Source organism: Nocardiopsis sp. LDBS1602, from assembly GCF_035818715.1.
In the GTDB taxonomy this organism is placed as follows: Bacteria; Actinomycetota; Actinomycetes; order Streptosporangiales; family Streptosporangiaceae; genus Nocardiopsis; species Nocardiopsis alba.
The window spans coordinates 547169-569450 of record NZ_JAYLVW010000001.1 but is presented as its reverse complement, the minus strand read 5'-3'; the positions used below and the strand labels follow the sequence as shown (position 1 = coordinate 569450).

Sequence of the window (22282 nt, the reverse complement as noted above, 5' to 3'; positions counted from 1 at the left end):
GTCGGCGGGGGCGCCGGCGGGCGGGGTTCATCGGCGTGGTCGTGGGGTGGGGGCTCGTTCCAGGCGGGAGCAGTCCGCCTCGGGGTCGCGGGTGAGGGCGATCACCAGGTCGAGCCGGTCGCGTACGGCGAGCAGGTCGTCGATGCGCTCGTCGACGCGTTCGCGTTCGTCGACCAGTAGTCCCAGGAGCGCCGGGTCGGGTTCTCCGGAGTCCACGCACGGTAGGACCTCGCGGATCACCCTGCTGGGCAGGCCCGCGGAGTACAGCTGTTGGATCAGTTCGACCCGTGCCACGGCGGTGTCGGGGTAGTGCCGTTGGCCTCCGGGGCCGCGTTCGGCGGGGAGCAGTTCCTGTTCCTCGTAGTAGCGCAGTGCCCGAACGCTCACTCCCGCCTTCTCGGCGACCTCTCCGATGCGCACGGGTCCTCCTTCGTCGGGGTGTCCGGCACGACTTGCACCTGACGTTGACGTCAGGTTCTAGGTTAGCCGGCGTCGGCGTCCGCCGACCATTCCTCCCATCGGCCCGTTCGGGTCGTACGGAAAGGCGGAGAACATCATGCGGGCGGTTCGTTATCACGAGTACGGCGGTGTGGACACCCTCGTGGTCGAGGAGGCGCCGGAGCCCTCTCCGGGGCCCGGCGAGATTCGTGTCCGGGTCGCGGCGGCCGGGGTCAACCCCATCGACTGGAAGGTGCGTTCGGGGGCGTTGCGCGGGCTCTTGCCCGTGGAGCTGCCGGCGATCCCCGGGCGTGACGCCGTGGGTGTGGTCGATCGGATCGGTGCCGGGGTGCGCGGTGTGGGTCCGGGCGAGCGTGTCTTCGGGTTGGGCGGTGTCACCGGAGCGACGGCGGAGTTGGCGGTGTTCTCGGCCTGGGCTCGGGTTCCCGAGGCCTGGACCGACGAGGAGGCCGCGGGAGCGGGGCTGGCGTCGGTGACCGCGCTGGGCGGGTTGAACGCGCTGGGCCCCTTGAAGGGGCGCACCCTGTTGGTGGAGGGGGCGGCCGGAGGCGTGGGCGGCGCGGCCGTGGAGATCGCGCGGGCCTTGGGGGCGACCGTGATCGGGACGGCGAGCGAGCGCAATCACGGTTTCCTCGCCTCGTTGGGGGCCGTTCCCACCACCTATGGGCCGGGCCTGGCCGAGCGTGTGGCCGCTCTGGCGCCGGAGGGGGTCGACGTCGCGTTGGACACCGCGGCCTCCGGTTCGTTGGCCGATCTCGTCGCGATCGTGGGCGGTCCCGATCGTGTCTCGACGGTGGCCGATCACGCCGGCGCGCGGCGTCTGGGGGTGCGCGTGGCCGACGCGGAGAACGATTCCGCGCTCTTGGCGCGGGCGGGCGAGCTCGGTCGGCGGGGTCTCTATACGCCGCGTATCGAGAGGGCCTATCCCTTGGAGCGGGTCGGGTGGGCGCACGCCCGTTCCGAGAGCGGGCGTGTGCGGGGCAAGGTCGTGGTCCTGGTCCGAGCGGACCGGGCTCCTTCTCCGACGGGATCGTGACCTCCTGATTTGAGGGTTGGAACGGTGTAGGCGCCTGTTATCAGGGGTTTCCTCCGCTCAGGTCTCATAAAGCGGTTCGATGACACACTTGAAGTACGGGGAGGGGCCGGTCCGTGGGTCGGCCCCTCGTTCTTCGATGTGTCGAAGGGGTGGGACGTGGACCAAGAGGAGATCATCGCGTTCGTGGCGGCGTCGGGGCCGGTACGGGTGGATCGGGCGAGTGAGGAGAGCGGGGCGCCCCCGGTGGCCTGGGGCGACACCTTCTTCACCTACGATCCCGGCGGCCAGGGCGGGGAGCGGGGGTTCGGGCCCTTCGCGACCATCGTGACCAAGGACTATCCGGGGTTCGACACCGCCTCGGATCTGGATCGGCCCGGGGTGTTCCGGGTCAACATGGCGGTGGGGCGGGTCGCGTTCACCGAACGGATGGGCCGCTCCCCCGCCGAGTACTCGGTCGAGGGCGGCGACGTCGACCACGCCGAGATCGACCGGTTGCTGCCGCATCCGGTCTACGCCGCCCAAGGGTGGGTGTCGGTGGTCTCGCCCGGGCCGCGTACCGCCGAGGCGACCCGTGAGCTGTTGCGGCTGGCCTTGGATCGGGCGGTCTCCCGACACCGGGGGTGAGGGGCGCGGCCCTCCCCCGCCCGGGAGGGCGCTCTCCCCCATGGGAGGGAGACGAAACCCTCCCTGTGGGGAGGCGGCGGTGCGGGTGCGAGGGCCACAGTGGGCTCCAGGATCCGTTCCGATGGTGAGGGAGCAAGGCCATGACCGTTTCGAATGCCGAGAGAGCACATCCGCCGGGGGTCCTGGCGTCGGCGCCCTGGGCCGCGTTGGCCTGGTCCGCCGTCGCCCTGGGGCTGGGGATCGGGTGGGGCGCGGGCCTGTTGCCGGTGGGTGTGCCCACCGAGGACGGGTTCGGGTCGTTGTTCGTCGCGGCCGGCTCCGGGGCGGCGGTCGCGGCGTCTCTGGTGATGGGCGGGCTGGGGGTGGTGTTGTCCCTGGTCGTCCTGTCCGGTCGGGCCCGGTGGGGGCGTGCGGTGGAGTTCGCCTCCTGGGCCATGGCGGGGGTGGCGTTCCTGGTGTTCGTCGACGGGCAGCTGTTGGCCTGGCTCGGTTACACGATGATCCTTCCCGTGGTGGGTTGGACGGTGCCGGGTCTGGCCGGGGCCTGGTTGGAGGCCACCTTGCGGCCCACCCACCTGACCGTGCTGTTCTTCGCGCTGGGGGTGCTGGTGTGGGGTGTGGCGGCCCTGTATCGGCGGCGTGCGGTGGGCGGGGCGTGTCCGCGCTGTGGACGTGACGGTCATTGGACGCCGCGGGTGGAGGCGCGGGTGCGTGAGCGGGCCCGGCGCACGGGGGTGGTCGCGGTGACGGCGGGGTCGGCGGTCGCCCTGGTCTATCCGGCGCTGCGGCTGCCCTGGCTCTTCGGGATCCCGATGGGGATGGATCCGGAGGTGTTCGAGGAGATGACCCGTACCGGTGAGCACATCGTCGTCGGTGTGGGGTTGGGGTCTGCGGCGTTGGCGGGGGTGGCGCTGATGAGCGGGCTCGTGCTGCGCTGGGGTGTGCGTCTGCCCTGGTGGACCCTGGGTCTGGCGGGGCGTCGGGTTCCGGTGTCGTTGGCGGTGGTGCCCGCCACGGTGGTGTCGCTGGCGCTGCTCGCCATGGGGCGTTCCTGGCTGGTGATGCTGGGAGAGGCCGATCCCACGCGGTGGAGCGACCCGAACACGTTCGCGCTCTTGTCCATGGGCGTGTGGGGTGTGGCCCTGGCGGTGGCGACCGTCGCCTACGCGGTGCGTCGTCGCTCCGAGTGCGGTCGTTGCGGTCGTGGCCTGGCCGAGGGCGGTACGGCCCCGGTCGGACTCGGCGAGGAGGCGGCCGCGATGGAGCGGTGAGCGGCTTCCGGCGTGAACACGCGCGCCCCGCCCTTCTCGTGGATCGAGGAGGCGGGGCGCGCGTGAGGCGGGTGGTGCGTGGGGGTCAGCGGATCGGGACGCCGGGGATCTCTCCGAAGGCGCCCGCGTACAGGGTCATCTCGTTCACGTCCGCGGCCGGGGCGGGGAAGACCGCCAGGGCCAGGTACTCCTCGCCCGGGCTGAGGGTGTGGATCTGGTCGGCGAAGTCCTCGTACTCGTCCTCGGCGGTGCGGATACGGATGACGTAGCGGATCAGGCCGCTGTCGGGTTCCTCCAGACGGAAACCGCCCATGGTGCCCTCGGCGTACTGGGCGGGGCTGCCGGGCAGCGCCGACTCGTCACCGTCCAGGTCCGCCTCCAGGTCGTTCAGGGTGGAGTTCTGGAAGCCCACCATCTGGAACAGGTAGGCGCCGTCGCGTACCAGCGGGTAGACGTTCAGGTCGATGTCGTCGTCGGAGACGGTGGTGTGGGGCTCCATCTCCTCGAAGTAGGCGGCCGGTCCGGCGACGTGGCGCTGGGCGGAGTCCAGGCCCTCTCCCTCGCTGTCCCGGGCGTCCAGGGGGACCTCGTAGAAGAGTTCGACGCGGCGGTTGCGGGCGCGCGCCTCCTCGTCGTCGTCCCCGCCCTCCTCGGCGAGCAGTTCGTCGCTGCCGCGTCCCTCGGTGGACAGGGAGAATCCGTCACCGAGTTCGGATTCGAGCAGCTCCAGGGCGGCCTGGGCCCGCTCTTGGGACAGGTTCTGGTTGTAGGCGTCGTCGCCGGTGCCGTCGGTGTGGCCGATGACGGTGATCTCGGTGCCCTCGGCCAGGTTCTCCCGCAGGGAGGCGGCGGCCTGGCGGATGGTCTCGGCGGCCTCGTCGGTGGGTTCGGCCTCGTCGACCTCGAACATGTTGTCCGAGTGCAGGGCGATGGTCTCCTGGTCGCCGGCGCGGGTGGTGGAGGAGACGGGGCTGTCCACGAAGCTCTCCATGGACTGCCGCTCCGCGGTCACGTCCAGGCCCGATTCGGGGACGTCGTCGGGGTAGAAGATCTCGTCGGGCAGCTCTTGGCGTTCCCACGTCTCGGGGTCGATGTAGTCGTAGACGTTGGGTTCGGGGGCCTCGGTGAACTCGTCGACGTAGGTGACGGGGACTCCGGGGACGTATCCGAGGCCGGCGCCGGTGAAGGTGAGGGTCTCCACCTCCTCACTGGGGGCGGGGAAGTAGCGGCGCATGGGGGTGGCCAGCCCCTCGTGGGTGGGCATGAAGGGGTCGCCCTCGACGAAGTAGGTGCCGTAGGGCTCGCCGTTGTTGTCCTCGTTCTCCAGGACCCGCAGGACCTCGCCGGAGAGCGGGTCGACCATGCGGATGGGGGCGCTGGTGCTGGTGACGGCGCCCGGGAGCGGTTCGAGGATGTTGTGGGTGACGTCGATCATCAGGTATTCGCCGTCGGATTCCAGGGCGTTGATGACGACCTCGAAGGCGACGTCGTTGCCGTCTTCGACGAAGAGGCGTCCCTGGCGGGTGAAGGGCAGATCCTGGGCGACGGTCTCCTGGGCCTGGTCGGCGGTCTCCTCGGGGGCGGGGTCGGGGTCGCCGTTGTCGGGGAGCAGGCCGCAGGAGCTCAGACTCAGGGCCAGGGCCAGTGCCGCTGCGGACGTGCCGAGGGCTCGTGAGGACATGTGCGGGGGCTTTCTCGTGTGTCCGACGCGGGCCGTCGGAGATGGTCACTCGGCTGCTCAGACGCATCGGGTCGGATTCTGGTTTCGGGTGAGGGGGGATGCTTTCGGCCCGTTCGCGCGGTCGGACCGTGGTGTTCGGGGTAGGGCGGTGTTTCGATGAGGGGCGGGTGCGGTGGTGGGGCGCTCGGACTCGTTCGGGATCGGGAGGGCGCGCCCGACGTGAGAGGGGACAAGGGTGGCGCCGTTGTGAAACGGTGAAGGTGATGAGCCCTCATGTGGAGATCTTCGACCCCGTAGCGGCCTCCGAGGCCGATCTGGAGTCCTGGAGCGCGACCTTCTGTCAGGGACGCGAAGAGCTGTCGGGTGGTGCTCCCCTGCCGGAGGAGTTGGCGGCGCGGCTGCGTGCGAATCGGGCGGGGACGGCCTGGAGGTGGGCGGCGCGCGACGATGCCGAGGGGCCGGTGACGGGTGTGGCCGAACTGCGCCGTCAACACCACGATCCCGGGATCGGGTTCATGCGGCTGTTCGTGATCGACGGTGCCCGTCGCCGGGGCGCCGGCCGCGAGTTGCGCGAGGCGGTGATCGAGCGGGCCCGGTCCCTGGGGATGGAGCGGCTGCGCAGTCTCGTCTCGGCGGGTCCTCCCGGGGAGTCCTTCGCCCGGGCCGGCCCCTATCCGCGGACCCTGTCGCGGTTGGAGTTGCAGGAGCAGCGTCTGGACGCGGAGACGTTGGGGCGTTGTACGAGTCTGGCGGCCACGCCCGGTCGCGGGTATCGGCTCACCCATTGGGAGGGCGAGGCGCCGGCGTCCCTACTGTCCTCCTTCGGAGGGGTGATGGCGCACCTGATGGACGCTCCGGGTGTCGCTCTGGCGATGGGGTCGCGGGCCTGGGGGCCCGACCAGGTGCGGGAGTGGGAGCGTTCGATCACCGAGGACGGGTCCCGTCTGGTGGTCGGCGCCGCGTTGGAGAGCACCTCGGGTCGGGTGGTGGCGGCGACGGTGAGCACGGTGACCGGTGGTCGGGTGGCCGACCAGCACGACACCGCGGTGATGCCCGCCCATCGTCGTAAGGGGTTGGCGAGCCGGGTCAAGGCGACCCAGGCGTTGCGTGTGCACGACCTGTTCCCTCACGTGCGGGCGTTGGCGGTGACGATCGACCTGGAGAACACGGCGATGTTGACGGTCAACCGGTCGCTGCGCTATCGGCGGGTGGGCGAGCGTCTGTTGGTGGAGGAGAGCCTGTCCCACCTCTGACCGCGGGGCGGTGTCCCCGCCGCGGACGGCGGCGGGGACACCGCTCGGGAGCGGGTCAGACGCCGAAGGCGTCGGGGTAGCGGATGGTTCCGCGCGGGGTGGGCCGGTCGGGGTCCAGGGGCAGGGCCATCATGGCCTCGTCGGGTACCTCGAACGGGGCGCGTACGCCGAACCCGGAGGCGGGTGTGAACCCGAACCGGGGGTAGTAGTCGGCGTGGCCCAGGACCAGGACCAGGTTCTCGCCCATGGCTCGGGCGGCGTCCAGTCCGGCGCGGATGGCGGCGGAACCGGCCCCGGTGCGCTGATGCTCGGGCAGGACCGAGCACGGGGCCAGGGCCAGCGCGGGCTGTTCGTCGACGTGGCATCGGGTGAACAGGGCGTGTCCGACCGGGTCGCCGTCGGGGGTCAGGGCGAGGATCGAGAGTCCTTCGATCCAGGCCTCGGGGTCGGCGCGCAGGGCGTCGACGATGTCGGCCTCGGCCTCGGTGTCGAAGGCTGCGGCGGTGAGCGCGCGGATCGGACCGATGTCGGCGGTGGTCTCGGGGCGTGTGGCCCAGGTGCGTGTGGTGTTCGGCAAGGTGTGCGGACCTTCGTCTTCAGGGGTCCCGTGGTGTGTTCAGCCGGGGACCCGGTTTCGGGGAACGTCGTGGGCGCCGTCGAGGGTGGCGCCGGTTCGCGCGCTCATCGGTTTGTTGGGCGTGGACACCCCGTCCTTCAGGGCGGGGAGGAAACACCCTTCTCCTTTCGGTTAAGTGCTCACAAGCTAACCGGTAATATGTGAGACATGGCGAGGAAGGCTGTGAAGCGGGCGTTCAAGTACCGCTTCTACCCCACGGATGCGCAGGCAGCGGAACTGTCTCGCACGTTCGGGTGTGTCCGCCTCGTCTACAACAAGGCCCTGGCCGCGCGCACAGAGGCGTGGTACCGGCGCCAGGAGCGAGTGAACTACAACGCCACATCGGCGATGCTCACCGGGTGGAAGAAGGAAGACGACCTCGCGTTCCTGTCCGAGGTGTCGTCGGTCCCGCTTCAACAGACACTCCGCCACCTGCAAAGCGCGTTCTCGAACTTCTTCGCGGGACGCGCCCGGTATCCGCGTTTCAAGTCGCGAAAGAAGTCGCGGGCCGGCGCCGAGTACACCCCCAGCGCGTTCCGTTTCCGGGACGGGCGGCTCACGCTGGCGAAGATGTCCGAACCGCTCGGCATCGTATGGTCGCGACCCCTGCCCGAGGACGTGAAACCGTCCACGGTGACGGTGTCGCGCGACAGCGCGGGACGCTGGTTCGTGTCCATCCTGTGCGAGGACACCATAGAGACCGCCCCCGCGCCGAACGACGCGGTCGGTATCGATGCCGGACTCACCTCGCTTCTGACCCTGTCCACGGGTGAGAAGGTGACCAACCCCAAGTATGAGCGGCGCGACCGCGCTCGCCTGGCCAAGGCCCAGCGGGAGCTGTCCCGCAAGGCCGAAGGATCGGCCAACCGGGACAAGGCCCGCCGGAAGGTGGCCCGCGTGCACGCGCGGATCACCGACCGCAGGAAGGATTTCCTGCACAAGCTCACCACTCGTCTCGTCCGCGAAAACCAAGTGGTCGTGATCGAGGACCTTCCCGTGCGCAACATGGTCAAGAACCACACCCTCGCCCGAGCCATCTCGGATGCGGCGTGGCGGCAGATGCGCACCATGCTGGAGTACAAGTGCGAGTGGTACGGGCGGGAGCTGGTCGCGGTGGACCGGTTCTTCCCCTCCTCGAAGCTGTGCTCGGCGTGTGGGGAACTCCAAGAGAGGATGCCGCTGAACGTCCGGGAATGGACGTGCTCCTGTGGCGTCACGCATGACCGCGACGTGAACGCGGCGATCAACGTTCGAGCCGCCGGGCTGGCGGCTGCTGCCTGTGGAGCCGGTGTAAGACCTCAACGGGAGTCCTCCCGGACGGGGCGGTTGGTGCCGAAGCAGGAAGGCCACGGAGCGATCCGTGACGGGGCGAAAGCCCCGAACCATCGTTAGATGGTTCCGGAGTCCCCCTCGTTCACGAGAGGGAGGAAGTCAACCGCTTCACCTTCTCCTGTGTATCGGGGGCGGGTGGCCCCGGCGGTTCAACGTCGGTGGGGTGCGGGATGTTCCCCGCGGCGGGGTTCTCCGTGGGGTGGGGAAACCATGGCGCGGGTCGGAGCGTCCCATCGTCAGGGCCTTTCCAGGGTGGGAGGGGCGGGTTCGATGGATGTGGAGGTCGACGCGGTGGAGCTGTTCGAGGAAGGCGCCAAGGTCCTGACGCAGGAGATGGTCAAGGGCGGTTGGACGGTGGTGCGGGGGTGGCTCGCCCGGGTGTTCGAGGGTGATGAGGCCAAGCGGGGTCGGGCTCTGGCCGAGTTGGAGGAGTCCCGTGAGGAGCTGAGCGAGGATCCGACCCTGGTCTCGGAGGTGGAGGAGGCCTGGAAGGTGCGGCTGCGTCGTCTGCTGCGCGAGGACGCCGGGGCGGCGGAGGAGCTGCGGGCTCTGCTGGACGAGGTGGCGCCGCGTGAGAGTGGCGGGACGACGGTGATCAACACCGCTCGTGACGTGCGGGGGAACGCTATTCTGATCCAGGCTGGCAGCATCGGCAGGGTGGTGGGGCCGGAGCGGGGGTCTTCTTCCTCCACGTGAACCGAATGAGATTCGGTCGGGTGTGGTCAAGCTTTCTACTGGCCGGTAACATCGCCCTATGAGCCTTGACCACCCCACCGAAGGCCACGAGTTCGACCGGGACACCCGCGTCGACAAGCGTGCCGACGGCGAGTTCACCGCCACCTTCACCGACGGCTGGACCACCTTCACCTCGCACCCCAACGGCGGATACGTCCTGGGGACGGCCCTGAACGCCCTGCGACAGACCCTCTCCCAGCCCGACCCGATCGCGGTCTCCGCCTTCTACCTGCGCCCGGCCGCGCCGGGGCCCGCGCTGCTGCGCACCGAGACCGTTCGCGAGGGGCGCCGCACGGCCACCGGCGCCGTCGTGGTCGAGCAGGGCGGCAAGGAGATCCTGCGCGCCACCGCCACCTACGGCGACCTGAGCGCCGAGGGGCGTGAGCTCCACCTGGAGGGCGCCCCCGAGCTCCCCTCCCCCGAGGACTGCCACGTGCCGGCCGAGTTCGCGGACAAGCCCGAGGGCGTGACCATCGCGCACCGGATCGAGTACCGCTACCCGGAGCGTCCGGGCTGGTTGGACGGGAAGAAGGACGGCACGCCCCGGGTCGACTTCTGGATGCGCTTCGCCGACGGCCGCGACGCCGACGTGCACTCCCTGCCCGCCATGGTCGACTTCGCGGTCCCGGCGGTGCTGGAGATCGGCGAGTTCACCACCATCACGGTGGAGTTGAGCACCCACGTCCGGGCCAGACCCGCCCCCGGCTGGCTGGCCTGCCGGGTCTTCACCAAGCACCTCTCCCATGGCCTGCACGAGGAGGACATGGAGATCTGGGACAGCGAGGGCACGCTGGTGGCCCAGGCCCGCCAGCTCGCGATGCTCCTCTGAGAGGGTCTCGCCCGGGGCCGCCCCGTCAGGGGACGGCCCCGCAACGTGTTCCGAGCACGGTCGAGGGTCAGCGCCGCATCAGGGCGAAGACCCCCCACCCCAGGTATTCGCGCGTGTAACGCGTATAGCGCGCGGGTTCGGTGGTCAACTCCTCCCGCACCTGGGCGGCCATCTCGTCTTCGGGATTCTCGTCGAGCCAGCGGCGCATGGTGAGCCATTGGGCGGCGCTGTAGCGGTCCCAGCTGTCCTGGTCGGCCAGGGTCATCTCCACGACGTCGTAGCCGAGGTCGCCGAACGATTCGATCAGTCCTGGCAGCGACAGGAAGTCGTCCGGGCCGGTGGCGTGGCAGGCCTTGGCGGTCTCCTCGTCCGGCGGGGTCAGCCGCCAGTAGGGTTCACCGATCAGCATCAGGCCTCCGGGGCGCAGACTGCGTTGGAGCAGCTCGACCGTGCCGGCCACACCGCCGCCGATCCAGGTGGCGCCGACGCAGGCGGCCAGGTCGACCGGGGTGTCGGAGACGTGGCCGGCGGCGTCGCCGTGGACGAACTCCACCCGGTCGGCGACGTCGAGTTCGACGGCTCGGGCCCGCGCCTGTTCGGTGAACAGGGTGCTGATGTCCACCCCGGTACCGGTGAAGCCCAGGTCGCGGGCCCAGGTACACAGCATCTCTCCCGAGCCACCGGCCAGATCGAGCACCCGTGTTCCGGCGGGTAGGCGGAGCGAACGGCCCAGGGCGGCGAGCTTGTCCGGGGTGAACGGGTTGTGGATGCGGTGTTCGCTCTCGCGGATGGTGAAGATGCGGGGAAGGTCCATGGTGGCCTCCTTGTCGTCGGTTCCGGCGGGCGCGGGGCCAGTCGGTGGTCGGTCGTGGGCGTTCAGGTCAGGGAACGGAGCGAAAGTGCGTGGTCAGGGAGGCGTCCTCGGCCAGGACGTGGAAGGCGATCCCGGGCGGCCGAGTGCGCACGGCGCGCGCCTCCTCGGTCTCCCAGGGCATGCTCAGCGTGGAGGTGACGCCGGGGGCGACCAGGACGGGGCGGCCGGCCAGGGTGGCGGCGGCCCCGGTGTGGGCGTGCCCGGCCAGGACGCCGACGACACGCGGGTACTCCTCCAGCAGGGCGACCAGGTCCTCGACGTTGTCGAGCGCCAACCTGTCGGGGAGCGGGTGGTGCAGGCGCACCGGGGGGTGGTGCATGGCCAGGAGGACCGGGATGTCCTCGGGGAGTTCGTCGAGGGTGCGGCGCACGCGCTCCAGGGTCTCGGTCCCCAGGTGTCCGTCGTCGCGCCCGGGGATGGAGGTGTCACAGGCCAGGACGGTGAAGCCAGTACCGCGGTGTTCGGTGTCGACCGGGCCGTCGGAGGGGTCCTGTCCCAGGAGGCCGGAGCGCAGGGCCGCCCGGTCGTCGTGGTTGCCGGGGCAGACCAGGACGGGGAAGGGCAGGTCGAGCAGGGCGGCGGCCTGCTCGTACTCCTCGGGGGCGCCATGGTCGGCGATGTCGCCGCTGACCACGAGCAGATCCGGGCTCCGGTGCAGGGACCGCAGGTGGTCGACGGTGCGGGTGGCGCGTCGGGTGGTCTCCTCGGTTCCGTCCAGGTGCAGGTCGCTGATGTGGGCGATCAGAGCGCTCAAGGGTTCGCTTTCTCCCGGGGGTGGGGTCGTGGCGGGAGGGCCCGGTCGACCCGGCGGGGCCGGATCGACCGGGGGTCGGAGGCGTTCGTGGCGCCGAAAGGGGGCTCAGAGGGTCACGACGACCTTGCCTCGGACCCCGCCTCGTTCGAGCCTACGGTGGGCGCGGACGATGTCGTCCACGCCCAGGACCGTGTCGATCACCGGCACGATCGTCCCCTGTTCGACCAGGGAGGTGAGCTCCTCCAGCTCTCGCGGGGTGGGGTCGTTGCTGAACGCGCCCAGACGGGTGCGCCGGTGGAGGTGGCCCGCCACCACCCACAGGGCCGATCGGATCGGTCGGCTCGGGTCCAGCGCGAGCGGGAACAGCGTGCCGCCGGGGACGAGCCGGGCGCGGAGCGCGGGCAGGTGGGTGCCGACCAGGTCGACGATCGCGTCGAAGCGCCCCAGGTCGTGGAGGGGTGTCCGGCGGTGGTCGAGGGCCTCGGAGGCGCCCAGTTCCCTCAGCCGGGAGAGGTGGTCGGCGCCGGCCAGGGCGGTGACGTGCGCGCCCAGGGAGGCGCCGAGTTGCACCGCGACCACGCCCACTCCCCCGGCGGCTCCGCGGATCAGGAGCCGCTGTCCCGGTCGAAGACGGATCCGGCGGGTCAGGGCGTGCAGGGCCGTGGTGCCCGAGGCGGGGAGCGCGGCGGCCTCGTGGGGCGAGAGCGTGCGCGGGGCCGGGGCGACGCGTTCCTGGGGGACGACGATCGTCTCGGCTATGGAGCCGAAGGTGCCGTGCGGCATCACCCCCCACACGTGGTCGCCGACGTTCGCCCGGGTGACGGCCGTCCCCGTGCGTTCGACGGTTCCCACGAAGTCGACGCCCGTCCCGGCGGGGAGGCGTTGGCGTAGGACGTGGCGCAGCCGTCCGGCGCGGATGGGGATCTCACCGCCGCCGACGGCGGCGGCGCTCACCCGTACCCGCACGTCGGTCTCGCCCACCGGGGGCGTGGGGAGTCCGTCGACGACGGTGAGGACCTCGGGTCCTCCGTAGCGGTCGTAGCGAACCGCGCGCATGGTTCCTCCTGGTGCGGGGAAGTCCCCGCCGTGTTCGTGGGTTCTCACCGGTGGTCGCCGGTGTCGATGGGGGTAACCCGTGCCCCGCCGGCGGGCCATCCCGATGGAGGACAAGTGAGACGAGAAGTGGTCGAGGACGCGCGGTTCCGGTCCGATTCCGAGCCTGGGGGGCTTCGGCGGGACGCCCGGCGTAACCGGCTCGGTGTGCTGAGGGCGGCGCGGGAGGTCTTTCGTGAGCGGGGGCTGGAGGCGACGGTGCGGAACGTGGCCCATCGGGCCGGGGTCTCCACCGCCACGGTCCATCGGCGTTTCTCCGGTCGTGACGCGATCGTCGCGGATCTGGCCGAACAGGTCGCCGGGGAGTGGGACGAACGGTGGGAGGCGCTGGCGCGCGGGTTTCCGGCCGAGGTGGCTCTGGAGCGGGCGCTGCGGCTCGTCGCCTCCGAGACGGTCGCCACGCGCGCGTGTTCCCCGGACCATCGGGAGCTCTTTCCCGAGCGGGCGCGGGAGTTGGAGGAGCGGGTCCATCGGGGGCTGTGCCGGCTGCTGGCGGACGCGAGGGAGACGGGAGGGATCTCGGCGGCGGTCGGTGCCGAGGATCTACGTCTGGTCATGATCTCGGTGGCGGCGGTGGTGGCCGTCGAGTCGGACGAGGAGCGGGCCGAGCGGGCGGCCCAGCGGGTGGTGACGCACTTTCTGAGGTCGTTCCGCGGTACGGGCTGACCGGGGGCGGTGCGTCCGGGCCGGTCCGGTCGGAGCCGGACCGGCCCGGGGTCAGGGTCGTTCGTCCTCGCCTCGTGCCTGGAGGCGTTCGTGACGCTGGCGGGCGGCCTGGGCGGTGCCCAGTCCGAGGCCGAAGGCGATCTCCTGCCAGGTCATCTCGCGTCCCCTGGCCATGGTGAGAAGGCCCGATTCCATCTGGTCGAACTCCGCGCGGGCCAGGGGTACCAGGGTCAGCGCGGCGGTCAGGTCGGCCTGGTCGACGGCCGGCGCGCCTTCGTCGGGAAGGGCGCTGCCGGCGGCCAGGTCGGCGATGCGGCGGACGGCGTCGTGCGGGGCCATGGGCATGCGCCGTTCCTCCCAGCGGGCGCGGTCGGTGCCGGTGGCGTGGCGTTCGGTGATGCGGAACAGGGCCTCGTAGGCGCGAGCGCGTCGGGCCTGTTCGGGGTCGGGTCGGGTGAAGGGGTCCGGTTCGGTGCTCATGGCGTCAACTATGCGTTGTTCACGGATAGTTGTCAACAGAATATGTTGAACATTTTGTTCAATCGATGACGAGCGGCCCGCCTCGATGGTCGGGGCGGGCCGCGAGGGTGGTCGTTTCGACCCTCAGCCCTCGACACGGGCCGGGCTTCGCCGTGCCCGTCCACGTCGCAGGAGGCCGTGGCGGGGCGAGAACAGGTAGGCCAGGGCGAAGGCGCAGGTCTGGGCGAGAACGATGCAGCCACCGGTGGAGGCGTTCAGGTGGAAGCTGCCCAGGACGCCCACGATCGCGGCGAGCACCGCCACGGCGGCGGAGATGAGCAGCATCCTCTCGAAACGGTCGGTGAGCAGGTAGGCGGTGGCGCCCGGAACGATCACCATGGCCACCACCAGGATGATGCCCACCGCCTGGAGGGCGACCACCACGGTCACCGACAGCAGCCCCAGGAGCAGGGTCTCCAGCAGGCGCGGGTTGACGCCGATGGCGTGGGCGTGCACGGGGTCGAAGGCGTACATGGTCAGGTCGCGGTGCTTGTACCAGACCACCGCCAGGACCACGGCGGCCAACAGCAGCACCTGCACGATGTCGGAGTCGGACACGCCCAGGACGTTGCCGAACAGGATGTGGCCCAGATCGGTCTGGCTGGGCACGCGGGAGATCATCACCAGCCCCAGGGCGAACATGGCGGTGAAGACCACGCCGATCACCGCGTCCTCCTTGACCCGGGAGGTGCGGTTGACCACCCCGATCAGCGCCACCGAACCGGCGCCGAACACCAGGGCGCCCAAGGCGAAGGGCAGCCCGAACATGAAGGACAGCACCACCCCGGGCAGGACGGCGTGGGAGACCGCGTCGCCCATCAGCGACCAGCCCACCAGCGTCATCCAGCAGGACAGGACGGCGCAGACCACCCCGGCGACCACGCTCACCAGCAGGGCCCGCTGGACGAACTCGAACTGCAACGGCACCGTGAACCACTCCACGAACCCGATCAACGCGTCCACGAGTTCTCCTCTCCGGGGTGCATACCGAACGCCTCCAGCAGCGTGTCCGGTTCGAGTACCTTCTCCGGCGGCCCGTGGGCGATGACGCGGCGCTGAAGCAGGATCGCCTCGTCGCACAGGGTGGGCACCTGGGCCAGGTCGTGGGTGGACACCAGCAGGGTGCGTCCGGCCCGGCGCAGCTCCAGGAGCAGTTCGACGATGGTGGCCTCGGAGCGCTTGTCCACCCCGGCGAAGGGTTCGTCCAGCAGGAGCACGTCGGCGTTCTGGGCGATGGCGCGGGCCACGAAGGCGCGTTTGCGCTGCCCGCCGGACAGGGCCCCGATCTGGCGGTCGGCCAGGTCGGTCAGGTCGGTGCGGGCCAGGGCCCGATCGACCGCCTCACGGTCGGCGGCGCGGGCGCGGCGGCGGCCGCCCATGTGTCCGTAGCGGCCCATCATGACCACGTCGCGCACCCGGACGGGGAAGGCCCAGTCGACCTGTTCGGACTGGGGCACGTAGCCGACGAGCCCCGCTCGGCGGGCGGCCAGACCGTCCCTGCCCAGGACGCGTACCCGTCCCCGGTCGGCGGGCACCAGGCCCAACACGGTCTTGAACAGGGTGGACTTGCCCGATCCGTTCATGCCGAGCAGCCCGCAGATCCGTCCGGGCTCCAGGGACAGGCTCACCCGGTCCAGGGCCAGGACGTCGCCGTAGTGGACGGTGACGTCGTCGACCTCGATGGCGGCCGTCATGGACGCCTCCCTTCCTCGAAAGCGCTCGTGGTGTGCGGTCTCATGTTCCGGTGAGGCCGTCGACGATGGCCTCGGCGTCGTGGCGGAGCAGGTCGAGGTAGGTGGGGACGGGGCCGTCGGCGGTGGAGAGCGAGTCGACGTAGAGCGTCTCCCCCATGCGTGCGCCGGTCTCGCGTATCACCGAGCGTTGGGCGCTGTCGTTGACGGTGCTCTCGCAGAACACGGTGGGGACGTCGTTGTCCCGGACGAAGTCCGCGACGGCGGCGATCTGGCGGGGGGTGCCCTCGCGTTCGGCGTTGACCGGCCACAGGTACCTCTCGGTGAGGTCGGCGTCGCGGGCCAGGTAGGAGAAGGCCCCCTCGCAGGTGACCAGGGCCCGGGAGGAGGAGGGGACCTCGGCGAGTTCGGTGTCCAGGTAGTCGGCGATCTCGGCGATCTCGGCCTTGTAGGCCTCGGCGGCCTCGGCGAACTCGTCGGCGCCCTCGGGGTCGAGTTCGGTGAGGGCGTCGCGGATGTTGTCGACGTAGATCGGGGCGTTGGCGGGTGACATCCAGGCGTGGGGGTTGGGTTCGCCCTCGTAGCCGCCGGAGGTGATGGGGATGGTCTCGACGCCGTCGGCGAGTACGGCGGTGGGGGCCTGGACGCGTTCGGTGAACTGGGCGAACCAGGCCTCCAGCCCCAGGCCGTTCTCCAGGATCAGGTCGGCGTCGCGGCCGCGGACCAGGTCGTCGGGGGTGGGTTCGTAGCCGTGGATCTCGGCGCCGGGGCGGGTCAGGGAGGCCACGTCGACGCGGTCGGCGGCGACGTTCTCGGTCATGTCGGCCAGGACCGTGAACGTGGTGAGCACGAGGGGGCGATCCCCCGGGCGCTCGGGTGGGGTCGTGGTGCAGGAGCTGAGTACAAGTGCTGACATACCGGCACAGAAAATGACCGACCAGGCTTTTGAAGACAACCCATCTCTAAAGTTCGGCACGCCTAACTTTTACCACAGTCGGGGCGAACCCACACACGTCGCTAGTGATCCGCTGAGGCGGAGTGTGCTCTTGGAGCGCATGGCGACCTTTGCAGTAATTACAGTCATTGCAGTCATGACTGCAATGACTGTAATGTGGCCGCATGAGCGAACCCACAGAGAGGGAACTGGCCTTCGTCGACGAGGTCGCGGTGTTCTTCGAGGACGAAGGGCTGCCCCTGATCGCAGGCCGTGTCATCGGATGGCTCCTGATCAGCGACCCGCCCGAACAGAGCGCCGCCCGGCTCGCCGAGGTACTCCAGGTCAGCCGCAGCTCCATCGGCACCGCCACCCGCATGCTCACCCCCAGCGGCCTGGTCGAGGGCGTACGCAAGCGCGGCCACCGCCAGGAGTACTTCCGCATCGCCGACGACGGCTGGAGCCGGATGCTGGAGCGCCGCTACGCGTTGGCCACGAGCTTTCGCCGGGTCACCGAACGAGGGCTGGCGGCTCTGGAGGACGCCTCCCCCGAACGGCGCGAACGTCTGGCCGGCGTCCACGAGCTCTACGGGTTCCTGGAGAGGGAACTGCCCGCCATGCTCCGACGCTGGCGGGAAAGAGACGAGGAGGACACCCCGTGAACGAGAACACGACCGACCCCCGAGACCGTGTCTTCCACCGCGAACGGGTCTCGATGCCCGAGGGCGACCTGAGCGTGATCGTCGAGGGCCCCGAACAGGCTCCGCCGGTGCTGCTGCTCAGCGGCGGCGGGGTGGACAGCGCCACCCTGAGCTGGCGCCACCTCATCCCCGACCTGGCCCGGGACCACCGGGTCATCGCCCTCGACTGGCCCAAACAGGGCAGGAGCATCCCCTGGGAGGGGATCGCCGACCACGCGACGCTGCGCCGCTGCGTCCTGGCGGTCCTGGACCGCTTCGCCTCCGGACCGGCCCGTGTCGTGGGGCTCTCCCAGGGCGGGGCGATGACCCTGGACACCGCCATCGAACACCCCGACCGGGTGGAACGCCTGGTGGCGATGTGCCCCGCCGGCATCCTGGAGTTCCCACCGGTGGTGCACCAGGCCCTGTGGCTGATGGCGCGCAGCACCCTGCTGGGATCCACCCTGCCGGGGATGATGATCGGCGACCGGCGCAAGGTCGAGGCCTTCGTCCGGCGGAGCCTGTTCGCCGGCCCCGTCGCCGACTTCGACCAGGTCATCGACGAGGTCATGGCCGAGATGGAGGTCAACGGCGCCTCCGCCTCCGACTGGCAGAACACCTCCATCGGCCCCTGGCGCATGAACGTGGACCTGCGGCCGCGCCTGCGCGAGATCACCTGCCCGGCGCTGTTCGTCCAAGGGGCCAAGGACGTGGGCGTGCCCCCGGCCCGCACCATCGCCGCCGCCAAGGCGGTCCCCCACGCCCGCCTGGAACTGCTGGCGGGACACGGTCACTGGCTCGGCCGCCAGTCCCCCGAAAGGGTGGGGCGCCTGGTGCGCGACTTCCTCACCGAGCCCGCCCCCTGAGGACCCCGAAGCGTCCGCCCCGGGAGGACGGCCCCGGCCGGGCGCTTCGGTCGGGGGTTTCGTTTCCCGGCCGCTCAGGGGACCAGGCCGTACAGGGGTTCCCGATCGCCGCCGGGAAGGCCACCGTTCTCGATGTAGGAGACCACCGAGCCCGGAACGACCACGAGACGATGACCTCCCTCGTCGTTCCAACGATCGACGGGGTCGGACATGGGTTCATCGTCGAAGTCCAGCCGTTCCCATACGCTCCGCTCGTCCTCGGTGGCGGCGATGGCCAGTTCTCTGGTCACGCGGCCGTCTCCGGCATCGGAGAGGTACGGCACGAGGAGAGCCGAACGCAGGATGCCCGCGTGCTCGGTCTCTCTCCAGATATCGAAGTCCCGCTCGACCTCGGTGCGGTCGACGATCGCCCCTCCGGCGTCGGTGCGCAGGATCATGGCGCTCTCCTCGCCGATGATCTCGCGTGCCATCACGGCCCCCGTGGAGTCCACTCCCAGGGGGCGGTCCTCGACGTCGCTCGGAGCGTCGGGTTCGAACTCGACCGGTTCGCCCTCGGCCAGGGTGAACGCCCCGCCCGAGGTGAGGACCACGGTCGCGTCCTCGTCCTCCATCAGAGCACCGCTGCCCACGGGCCGCTCGCCCGCGAACAGGTGCTTCGGAGACCACTCCCGGCTCCACACCGGTTCGCCGGTGGCGACGTCCAGGACGATCACCCTCTCGACCGCGTCGTCGGGCACGGCCATCCGGTCGAGGAGCTCCCTCAACTCTTGCGTGCTCGATGTCTCGGGCTCGTCCAGGCACAGGTTATGGATCAGTACCCGATCCGCGTACCCGGCGATCCCGTCACGGGGAACCCACAGACACAGACGCCCCTCGCGCCCCTCGTCCAGAGGGAACTCCCATATCCGCTCGGTGGAGGTCGTGGAGTGGGCGACCGCCCATGGTCGACCCTCCTCCACCATGCCGGACACACGCACCTCCGGAGTGAGATGGCCGGCGCGGGGTTCCTCCTCGGCGTCCAGAGGGGGCATGGGGGCCTCGCGCACGATCTCACCGGTCGCGGTGTCCAGCACGACCATCGTCGGCACCTCGGTCTCCTCCTCCGTTCCGGGTTCGGCCACATGCCTCAGGTAGGCGTACTCCGTCGACCCCGGGAACAGCCCGGTCTCCACCTGTCGGGCGTACGGCAGGCGGTAGGACCACAGTTCCTCGCCGGTGGCCCCGTCCAACGCGACGAAGCCGTCGGGATGCAGCACGATCGGCCCCGACGGTCCGCGTTCCACGCCCACGACCCGCTGCTCGGGCCGCCAACTCCACCCCACCCGTGTCACGATCGTGGGCACAGGCCCGGCCTCTTGCACACCGTCGGCGACGGTGTGCTCGACGGTCAGAGCGTGGACGACCATCGGGGTGAGAGAACAGGTCGGGAGGAGGATGATCAGACCCGCCACGCCACCGGTCGATGCGCGCACCCACCGTTGTGGGCAGAGGGAACCGCGTGAGAACAGCACCAGAACCAGGCCCACGGCCAGGCCACAGACGCCCACCCACAGCCCGACCACCTGCTCGGGGAAGATGTCCTGCCTCGCGTTGGAGGCCGTGCGCAGCAGGTGACGGGTGGGGAACGAGGCCCACACCAAGGCGACCCCCGCCAGAACGGCCGCTCCCCGTACGAGGACGTCCCCCATCCTCGGGAGTCTCCCCTCCGATCCCGAGATGGACCGGGCCCCGGTGAAGAAGAGGAGGCCCATGGCCAGGAACAGGGCACACCACACCAAGGGGGACAGGTCCTCGCCGATGGACTCCGTCGTCGCCCGGAAATCGGAGAGGCGGAGCCAGGTGAGGAGCAGCGCTCCCGTCACCACCGTGGCCCCGGCCCAACCGAGCACCTCCCCGAAAACCCCTGGGGTCGCCTGCGTGCTTCGGCCCTCTGATCGGGGGCGACTCCGGATTCTTGATGTGCGCCGCACTCGTGTCCTTGTCCTCACTACCGTTCCGAGCCGGCGAACACGTCCAAAAGAGGAGGTATGCCGGATTCAGCGGTCGACAACCTAACAGTGCCCGTGCGCTTCGGCTCCCACGTGGCCGGAACCGCCCCGGGAGGACGGCCCGGTGGGCGCTTCGGTCGGGGGTTTCCCGGCTTCGGGTCGTCCCGGTGGGCGCCCGTGGGTAGGCTCGATCCGTTCGGACGGGACCGTAAGGGAGGCACGGGTGTCGCACACCTGGACCGCGATCGACTTCGAGACCGCCAATCAGGACCGTGGCAGCGTCTGCGCGGTGGGGTTGGTGCGGGTGAGCGACGGGCGGGTGGTGGACCGGTTCGGCACCCTCATCCGGCCGCCCGGCCCTGCGGAGTTCTTCTCCCGGCACAACACCGCCGTCCACGGGCTCACCGCCGACGACGTACGCGGAGCGCCCACCTGGGAACCGGTCCTGGAACGGATCCTGGACTTCTCCGGCGGCGGCCCTCTGGTCGCGCACAACGCGGCCTTCGACATGGGCGCGCTGCGTCAGGCCAGCGCCCACATCGGCCATGACCTACCGGCCCTGGAGTACGCCTGCACCCTGGCGATGTCCCGGCGCACCTGGGATCTGCCCGACCATCGGCTGCCCACGGTGTGCGCGCACATCGGCCATGACATCGCCCACCATCACCGGGCCGAGGACGACGCCGAGGCCGCCGCGCGGATCATGATCGCCGCGATGGAGCGCTACGGCACCACCTCCCTGCCCGAGGCGCTGCGCGCCGCCGGTCTTCCCGGGCGTCGGACCGAACGATTCTCGGCGGGTTCGGCGGCGGTCGCGGTTCCGCCGACGAGCACGGTCGGAGAGGGCCGGTTCGAACGGTGGCAGCGGGCCGCCCAGACCCCGCTGCCCGAGCCCTCCCCCGACGCCGACCCGAACGGCCCCCTGTTCGGGCGCACCGTGTGCGTGTCGGGCGACGTGGCCGGGATGGACAAGACCGAGGTGTGGGAGCGCGTCGCCGAGGCGGGTGGACGACCGGCCAAGAACGTCACGAAGAAGACCGACGTGCTCGTGGTGGGCTCCAGCGACCACGGTGGCAAGACCTCCAAGCACCGGCAGGCCGAGACCTACATCGCCAAGGGCCAGCGCATCGACATCATCGATGGACGTGAGCTGCTGACCCGGCTGGGGCTGACCTCGGCCTGAGAGCCTCGGTCGGAGACGTCCTGGTGAGGGGGTCGGGGCCGTGCCGCGGAGAGGACGGCACGGCCCCGACCCGTGGTGGGGGTCAAGGGGTGACGTCGATGTTGGTCAGGCCTCGGCTCGCGTTGTCGACGGTGTTGCTCTCGTAGACGACGTTGGGGTCGTCCGCGCAGTCGGACTGGCTCCACAGGGCGATCGCGAAGCCTCCGACACCGCCCAGGTCGGAGTGGTTGTCGCGGAAGACGTTGCCGCAGCCCTGGCCGTCCACCTGTTGGGTGCTGGTGTAGCCGTGGGCGAACACCCCGGGCGCGGTGAAGGTGCCGACGTTGCCTTCGAAGAGATAGCCGTTGCCCTTGACGTCCACCCAACTGTCGGCGAAGTTCTGCCCGGAGATGCCCTGGCCGTCGAAGGTGTTGTCGGCGATCAGACCGTCGGAGGTGCCCTCCTTGACGTCGATGTGCTCTCCGCGCACGTAGGGGCCGAAGTGGTTGCCGGTGACCTCGATGCGATCGCTGCGGTCCACCCCGTCGTCGGTTCCGTAGCAGCCCCAGTTGCTGACGGCCGACCCCAGATAGACGCCCTCGCCGAAGCCGGGCTGGACCAGTCCGGTGTCGCGGATGCGGGAGTCGCGGATCGAACCGTCGGAGCTGGAGCTGCGAAAGTGCACTCCCTCGTCCTCGATGTCACGCACCTCGATGCCGCTCAGGTGCACGTCGTCGGAGCGGTCGATGACGATGCCCTTCTTGGAGTCGGCGACGGTGACGCCCTCCACGTTCCAGTGGTCGGCCTCGTAGAACCAGAGGCCGTAGCCGCCGGCGTGGGTCTCGGGGGTGGGGCAGCCGCTGCCGGAGGGGGTCTCGTCATTGACCAGGACGGCGTCGGAGGGGCCGGTGAGGGTGATGGGGGCGTCGGCGGTCCCGGCGGTGGTGATCACGAAGGCACCGGTGTAGGTGCCGCCGTCCAGTTCGATGGTGTCCCCCGGCCGAGCCTGGGCCAGGGCCTCCTCCAGGGCGGGGCCGTCGGAGACCGGGATCCGCGCCCCGTCGCGGATCGGTGATCCGGAGGGGGTGGGCAGAGGGTCGGCGAGTGCGGGGATCGCCGATAGGAACAGGGCGGCCGCGCCGACGGCCGCCGTGGTCGGGAGGGTTCCTCGGGGGATGGACACGATGACCTCCGTGTCG

General features: G+C 70.5%; 23 protein-coding genes. 11 read left to right on the top strand and 12 right to left on the bottom strand.

Annotated features, from left to right (window positions below):
- Positions 1-27: 27 nt before the first annotated feature.
- Complete coding sequence (locus tag U9J66_RS02725) at positions 28-420, bottom strand: MerR family transcriptional regulator (protein WP_161111978.1); 393 nt, start codon at positions 418-420, stop codon at positions 28-30.
- 136 nt (positions 421-556) lie between these two features.
- Between U9J66_RS02725 and U9J66_RS02720 the strand changes: the two genes are divergently transcribed.
- From U9J66_RS02720 to U9J66_RS02710, 3 genes are all read left to right on the top strand, one after another.
- Positions 557-1495: an NADP-dependent oxidoreductase gene (locus U9J66_RS02720; protein ID WP_326336928.1), complete on the top strand. Its 939-nt coding sequence runs from the start codon at positions 557-559 to the stop codon at positions 1493-1495.
- 156 nt (positions 1496-1651) lie between these two features.
- Entirely contained in the window at positions 1652-2119 is a 468-nt protein-coding gene (locus U9J66_RS02715) for a DUF6194 family protein (RefSeq protein ID WP_014911193.1), read from the top strand.
- Positions 2120-2259: 140 nt separating this feature from the next.
- Positions 2260-3390 carry a hypothetical protein gene (locus U9J66_RS02710; protein WP_326336927.1) on the top strand — a complete coding sequence of 377 codons (1131 nt, stop codon included), beginning with the start codon at positions 2260-2262 and terminating at the stop codon, positions 3388-3390.
- A gap of 85 nt (positions 3391-3475) precedes the next feature.
- On the opposite strand, the gene U9J66_RS02705 is transcribed toward U9J66_RS02710, so the two are convergent.
- Entirely contained in the window at positions 3476-5071 is a 1596-nt protein-coding gene (locus tag U9J66_RS02705; protein WP_161111982.1) for an OmpA family protein, read from the bottom strand.
- A 263-nt stretch (positions 5072-5334) separates the two neighbouring features.
- On the opposite strand from U9J66_RS02705, the gene U9J66_RS02700 reads away from it, so the two are divergent.
- Positions 5335-6324, top strand: coding sequence for a GNAT family N-acetyltransferase (locus U9J66_RS02700; RefSeq protein ID WP_326336926.1), 990 nt, complete (start codon positions 5335-5337; stop codon positions 6322-6324).
- A 55-nt stretch (positions 6325-6379) separates the two neighbouring features.
- Here U9J66_RS02700 and U9J66_RS02695 read toward each other — a convergent pair whose 3' ends face one another.
- Positions 6380-6901 carry a GNAT family N-acetyltransferase gene (locus U9J66_RS02695; protein WP_326336925.1) on the bottom strand — a complete coding sequence of 174 codons (522 nt, stop codon included), beginning with the start codon at positions 6899-6901 and terminating at the stop codon, positions 6380-6382.
- A gap of 207 nt (positions 6902-7108) precedes the next feature.
- Between U9J66_RS02695 and U9J66_RS02690 the strand changes: the two genes are divergently transcribed.
- From U9J66_RS02690 to U9J66_RS02680, 3 genes are all read left to right on the top strand, one after another.
- Positions 7109-8332: an RNA-guided endonuclease InsQ/TnpB family protein gene (locus U9J66_RS02690; protein WP_326336924.1), complete on the top strand. Its 1224-nt coding sequence runs from the start codon at positions 7109-7111 to the stop codon at positions 8330-8332.
- Between the two features lie 210 nt (positions 8333-8542).
- Positions 8543-8968 carry a hypothetical protein gene (locus U9J66_RS02685; protein ID WP_014910580.1) on the top strand — a complete coding sequence of 142 codons (426 nt, stop codon included), beginning with the start codon at positions 8543-8545 and terminating at the stop codon, positions 8966-8968.
- A 58-nt stretch (positions 8969-9026) separates the two neighbouring features.
- Entirely contained in the window at positions 9027-9836 is an 810-nt protein-coding gene (locus U9J66_RS02680; RefSeq protein ID WP_017534830.1) for a thioesterase family protein, read from the top strand.
- Positions 9837-9903: 67 nt separating this feature from the next.
- Here U9J66_RS02680 and U9J66_RS02675 read toward each other — a convergent pair whose 3' ends face one another.
- From U9J66_RS02675 to U9J66_RS02665, 3 genes are all read right to left on the bottom strand, one after another.
- Positions 9904-10650 carry an SAM-dependent methyltransferase gene (locus tag U9J66_RS02675; RefSeq protein WP_017534831.1) on the bottom strand — a complete coding sequence of 249 codons (747 nt, stop codon included), beginning with the start codon at positions 10648-10650 and terminating at the stop codon, positions 9904-9906.
- Between the two features lie 67 nt (positions 10651-10717).
- Positions 10718-11464: a metallophosphoesterase gene (locus U9J66_RS02670; RefSeq protein ID WP_326336923.1), complete on the bottom strand. Its 747-nt coding sequence runs from the start codon at positions 11462-11464 to the stop codon at positions 10718-10720.
- A gap of 105 nt (positions 11465-11569) precedes the next feature.
- Positions 11570-12520: an NAD(P)-dependent alcohol dehydrogenase gene (locus U9J66_RS02665; protein ID WP_202421782.1), complete on the bottom strand. Its 951-nt coding sequence runs from the start codon at positions 12518-12520 to the stop codon at positions 11570-11572.
- Positions 12521-12634: 114 nt separating this feature from the next.
- Here U9J66_RS02665 and U9J66_RS02660 point away from each other — a divergent pair, with 114 nt between their 5' ends.
- The gene (locus U9J66_RS02660; protein ID WP_326336922.1) at positions 12635-13243 is read left to right on the top strand and encodes a TetR/AcrR family transcriptional regulator; all 609 of its coding nucleotides are present in this window, start codon (positions 12635-12637) and stop codon (positions 13241-13243) included.
- A gap of 51 nt (positions 13244-13294) precedes the next feature.
- Here U9J66_RS02660 and U9J66_RS02655 read toward each other — a convergent pair whose 3' ends face one another.
- The 4 genes from U9J66_RS02655 to U9J66_RS02640 form a co-directional block, all read right to left on the bottom strand.
- Positions 13295-13723, bottom strand: a complete 429-nt coding sequence (locus tag U9J66_RS02655; RefSeq protein ID WP_042281623.1) for a hypothetical protein — start codon at positions 13721-13723, stop codon at positions 13295-13297.
- A 123-nt stretch (positions 13724-13846) separates the two neighbouring features.
- Positions 13847-14725 (bottom strand): metal ABC transporter permease, encoded by an 879-nt coding sequence (locus U9J66_RS02650; protein ID WP_026125055.1) that lies wholly within the window; start codon positions 14723-14725, stop codon positions 13847-13849.
- Entirely contained in the window at positions 14713-15456 is a 744-nt protein-coding gene (locus U9J66_RS02645) for a metal ABC transporter ATP-binding protein (protein ID WP_017534835.1), read from the bottom strand. The genes U9J66_RS02650 and U9J66_RS02645 overlap by 13 nt, the downstream gene beginning before the upstream one ends.
- A 40-nt stretch (positions 15457-15496) precedes the next feature.
- Complete coding sequence (locus U9J66_RS02640; protein ID WP_326336921.1) at positions 15497-16369, bottom strand: metal ABC transporter solute-binding protein, Zn/Mn family; 873 nt, start codon at positions 16367-16369, stop codon at positions 15497-15499.
- A gap of 203 nt (positions 16370-16572) precedes the next feature.
- On the opposite strand from U9J66_RS02640, the gene U9J66_RS02635 reads away from it, so the two are divergent.
- Both U9J66_RS02635 and U9J66_RS02630 read left to right on the top strand, forming a co-directional pair.
- Positions 16573-17049, top strand: coding sequence for a GbsR/MarR family transcriptional regulator (locus U9J66_RS02635; RefSeq protein WP_017534836.1), 477 nt, complete (start codon positions 16573-16575; stop codon positions 17047-17049).
- Positions 17046-17933, top strand: a complete 888-nt coding sequence (locus U9J66_RS02630) for an alpha/beta fold hydrolase (RefSeq protein WP_326336920.1) — start codon at positions 17046-17048, stop codon at positions 17931-17933. Before U9J66_RS02635 ends, U9J66_RS02630 begins: the two co-directional genes overlap by 4 nt.
- A gap of 74 nt (positions 17934-18007) precedes the next feature.
- Here the strand turns inward: U9J66_RS02630 and U9J66_RS02625 are convergent, their stop codons facing one another.
- On the bottom strand, positions 18008-19822 hold the full coding sequence (locus U9J66_RS02625) for a hypothetical protein (protein WP_326336919.1): 1815 nt from the start codon (positions 19820-19822) through the stop codon (positions 18008-18010).
- 322 nt (positions 19823-20144) lie between these two features.
- Here U9J66_RS02625 and U9J66_RS02620 point away from each other — a divergent pair, with 322 nt between their 5' ends.
- Positions 20145-21104, top strand: a complete 960-nt coding sequence (locus U9J66_RS02620; protein WP_326336918.1) for an exonuclease domain-containing protein — start codon at positions 20145-20147, stop codon at positions 21102-21104.
- Positions 21105-21186: 82 nt separating this feature from the next.
- Here U9J66_RS02620 and U9J66_RS02615 read toward each other — a convergent pair whose 3' ends face one another.
- The gene (locus U9J66_RS02615; protein ID WP_326336917.1) at positions 21187-22266 is read right to left on the bottom strand and encodes a right-handed parallel beta-helix repeat-containing protein; all 1080 of its coding nucleotides are present in this window, start codon (positions 22264-22266) and stop codon (positions 21187-21189) included.
- Positions 22267-22282 lie beyond the last annotated feature (16 nt).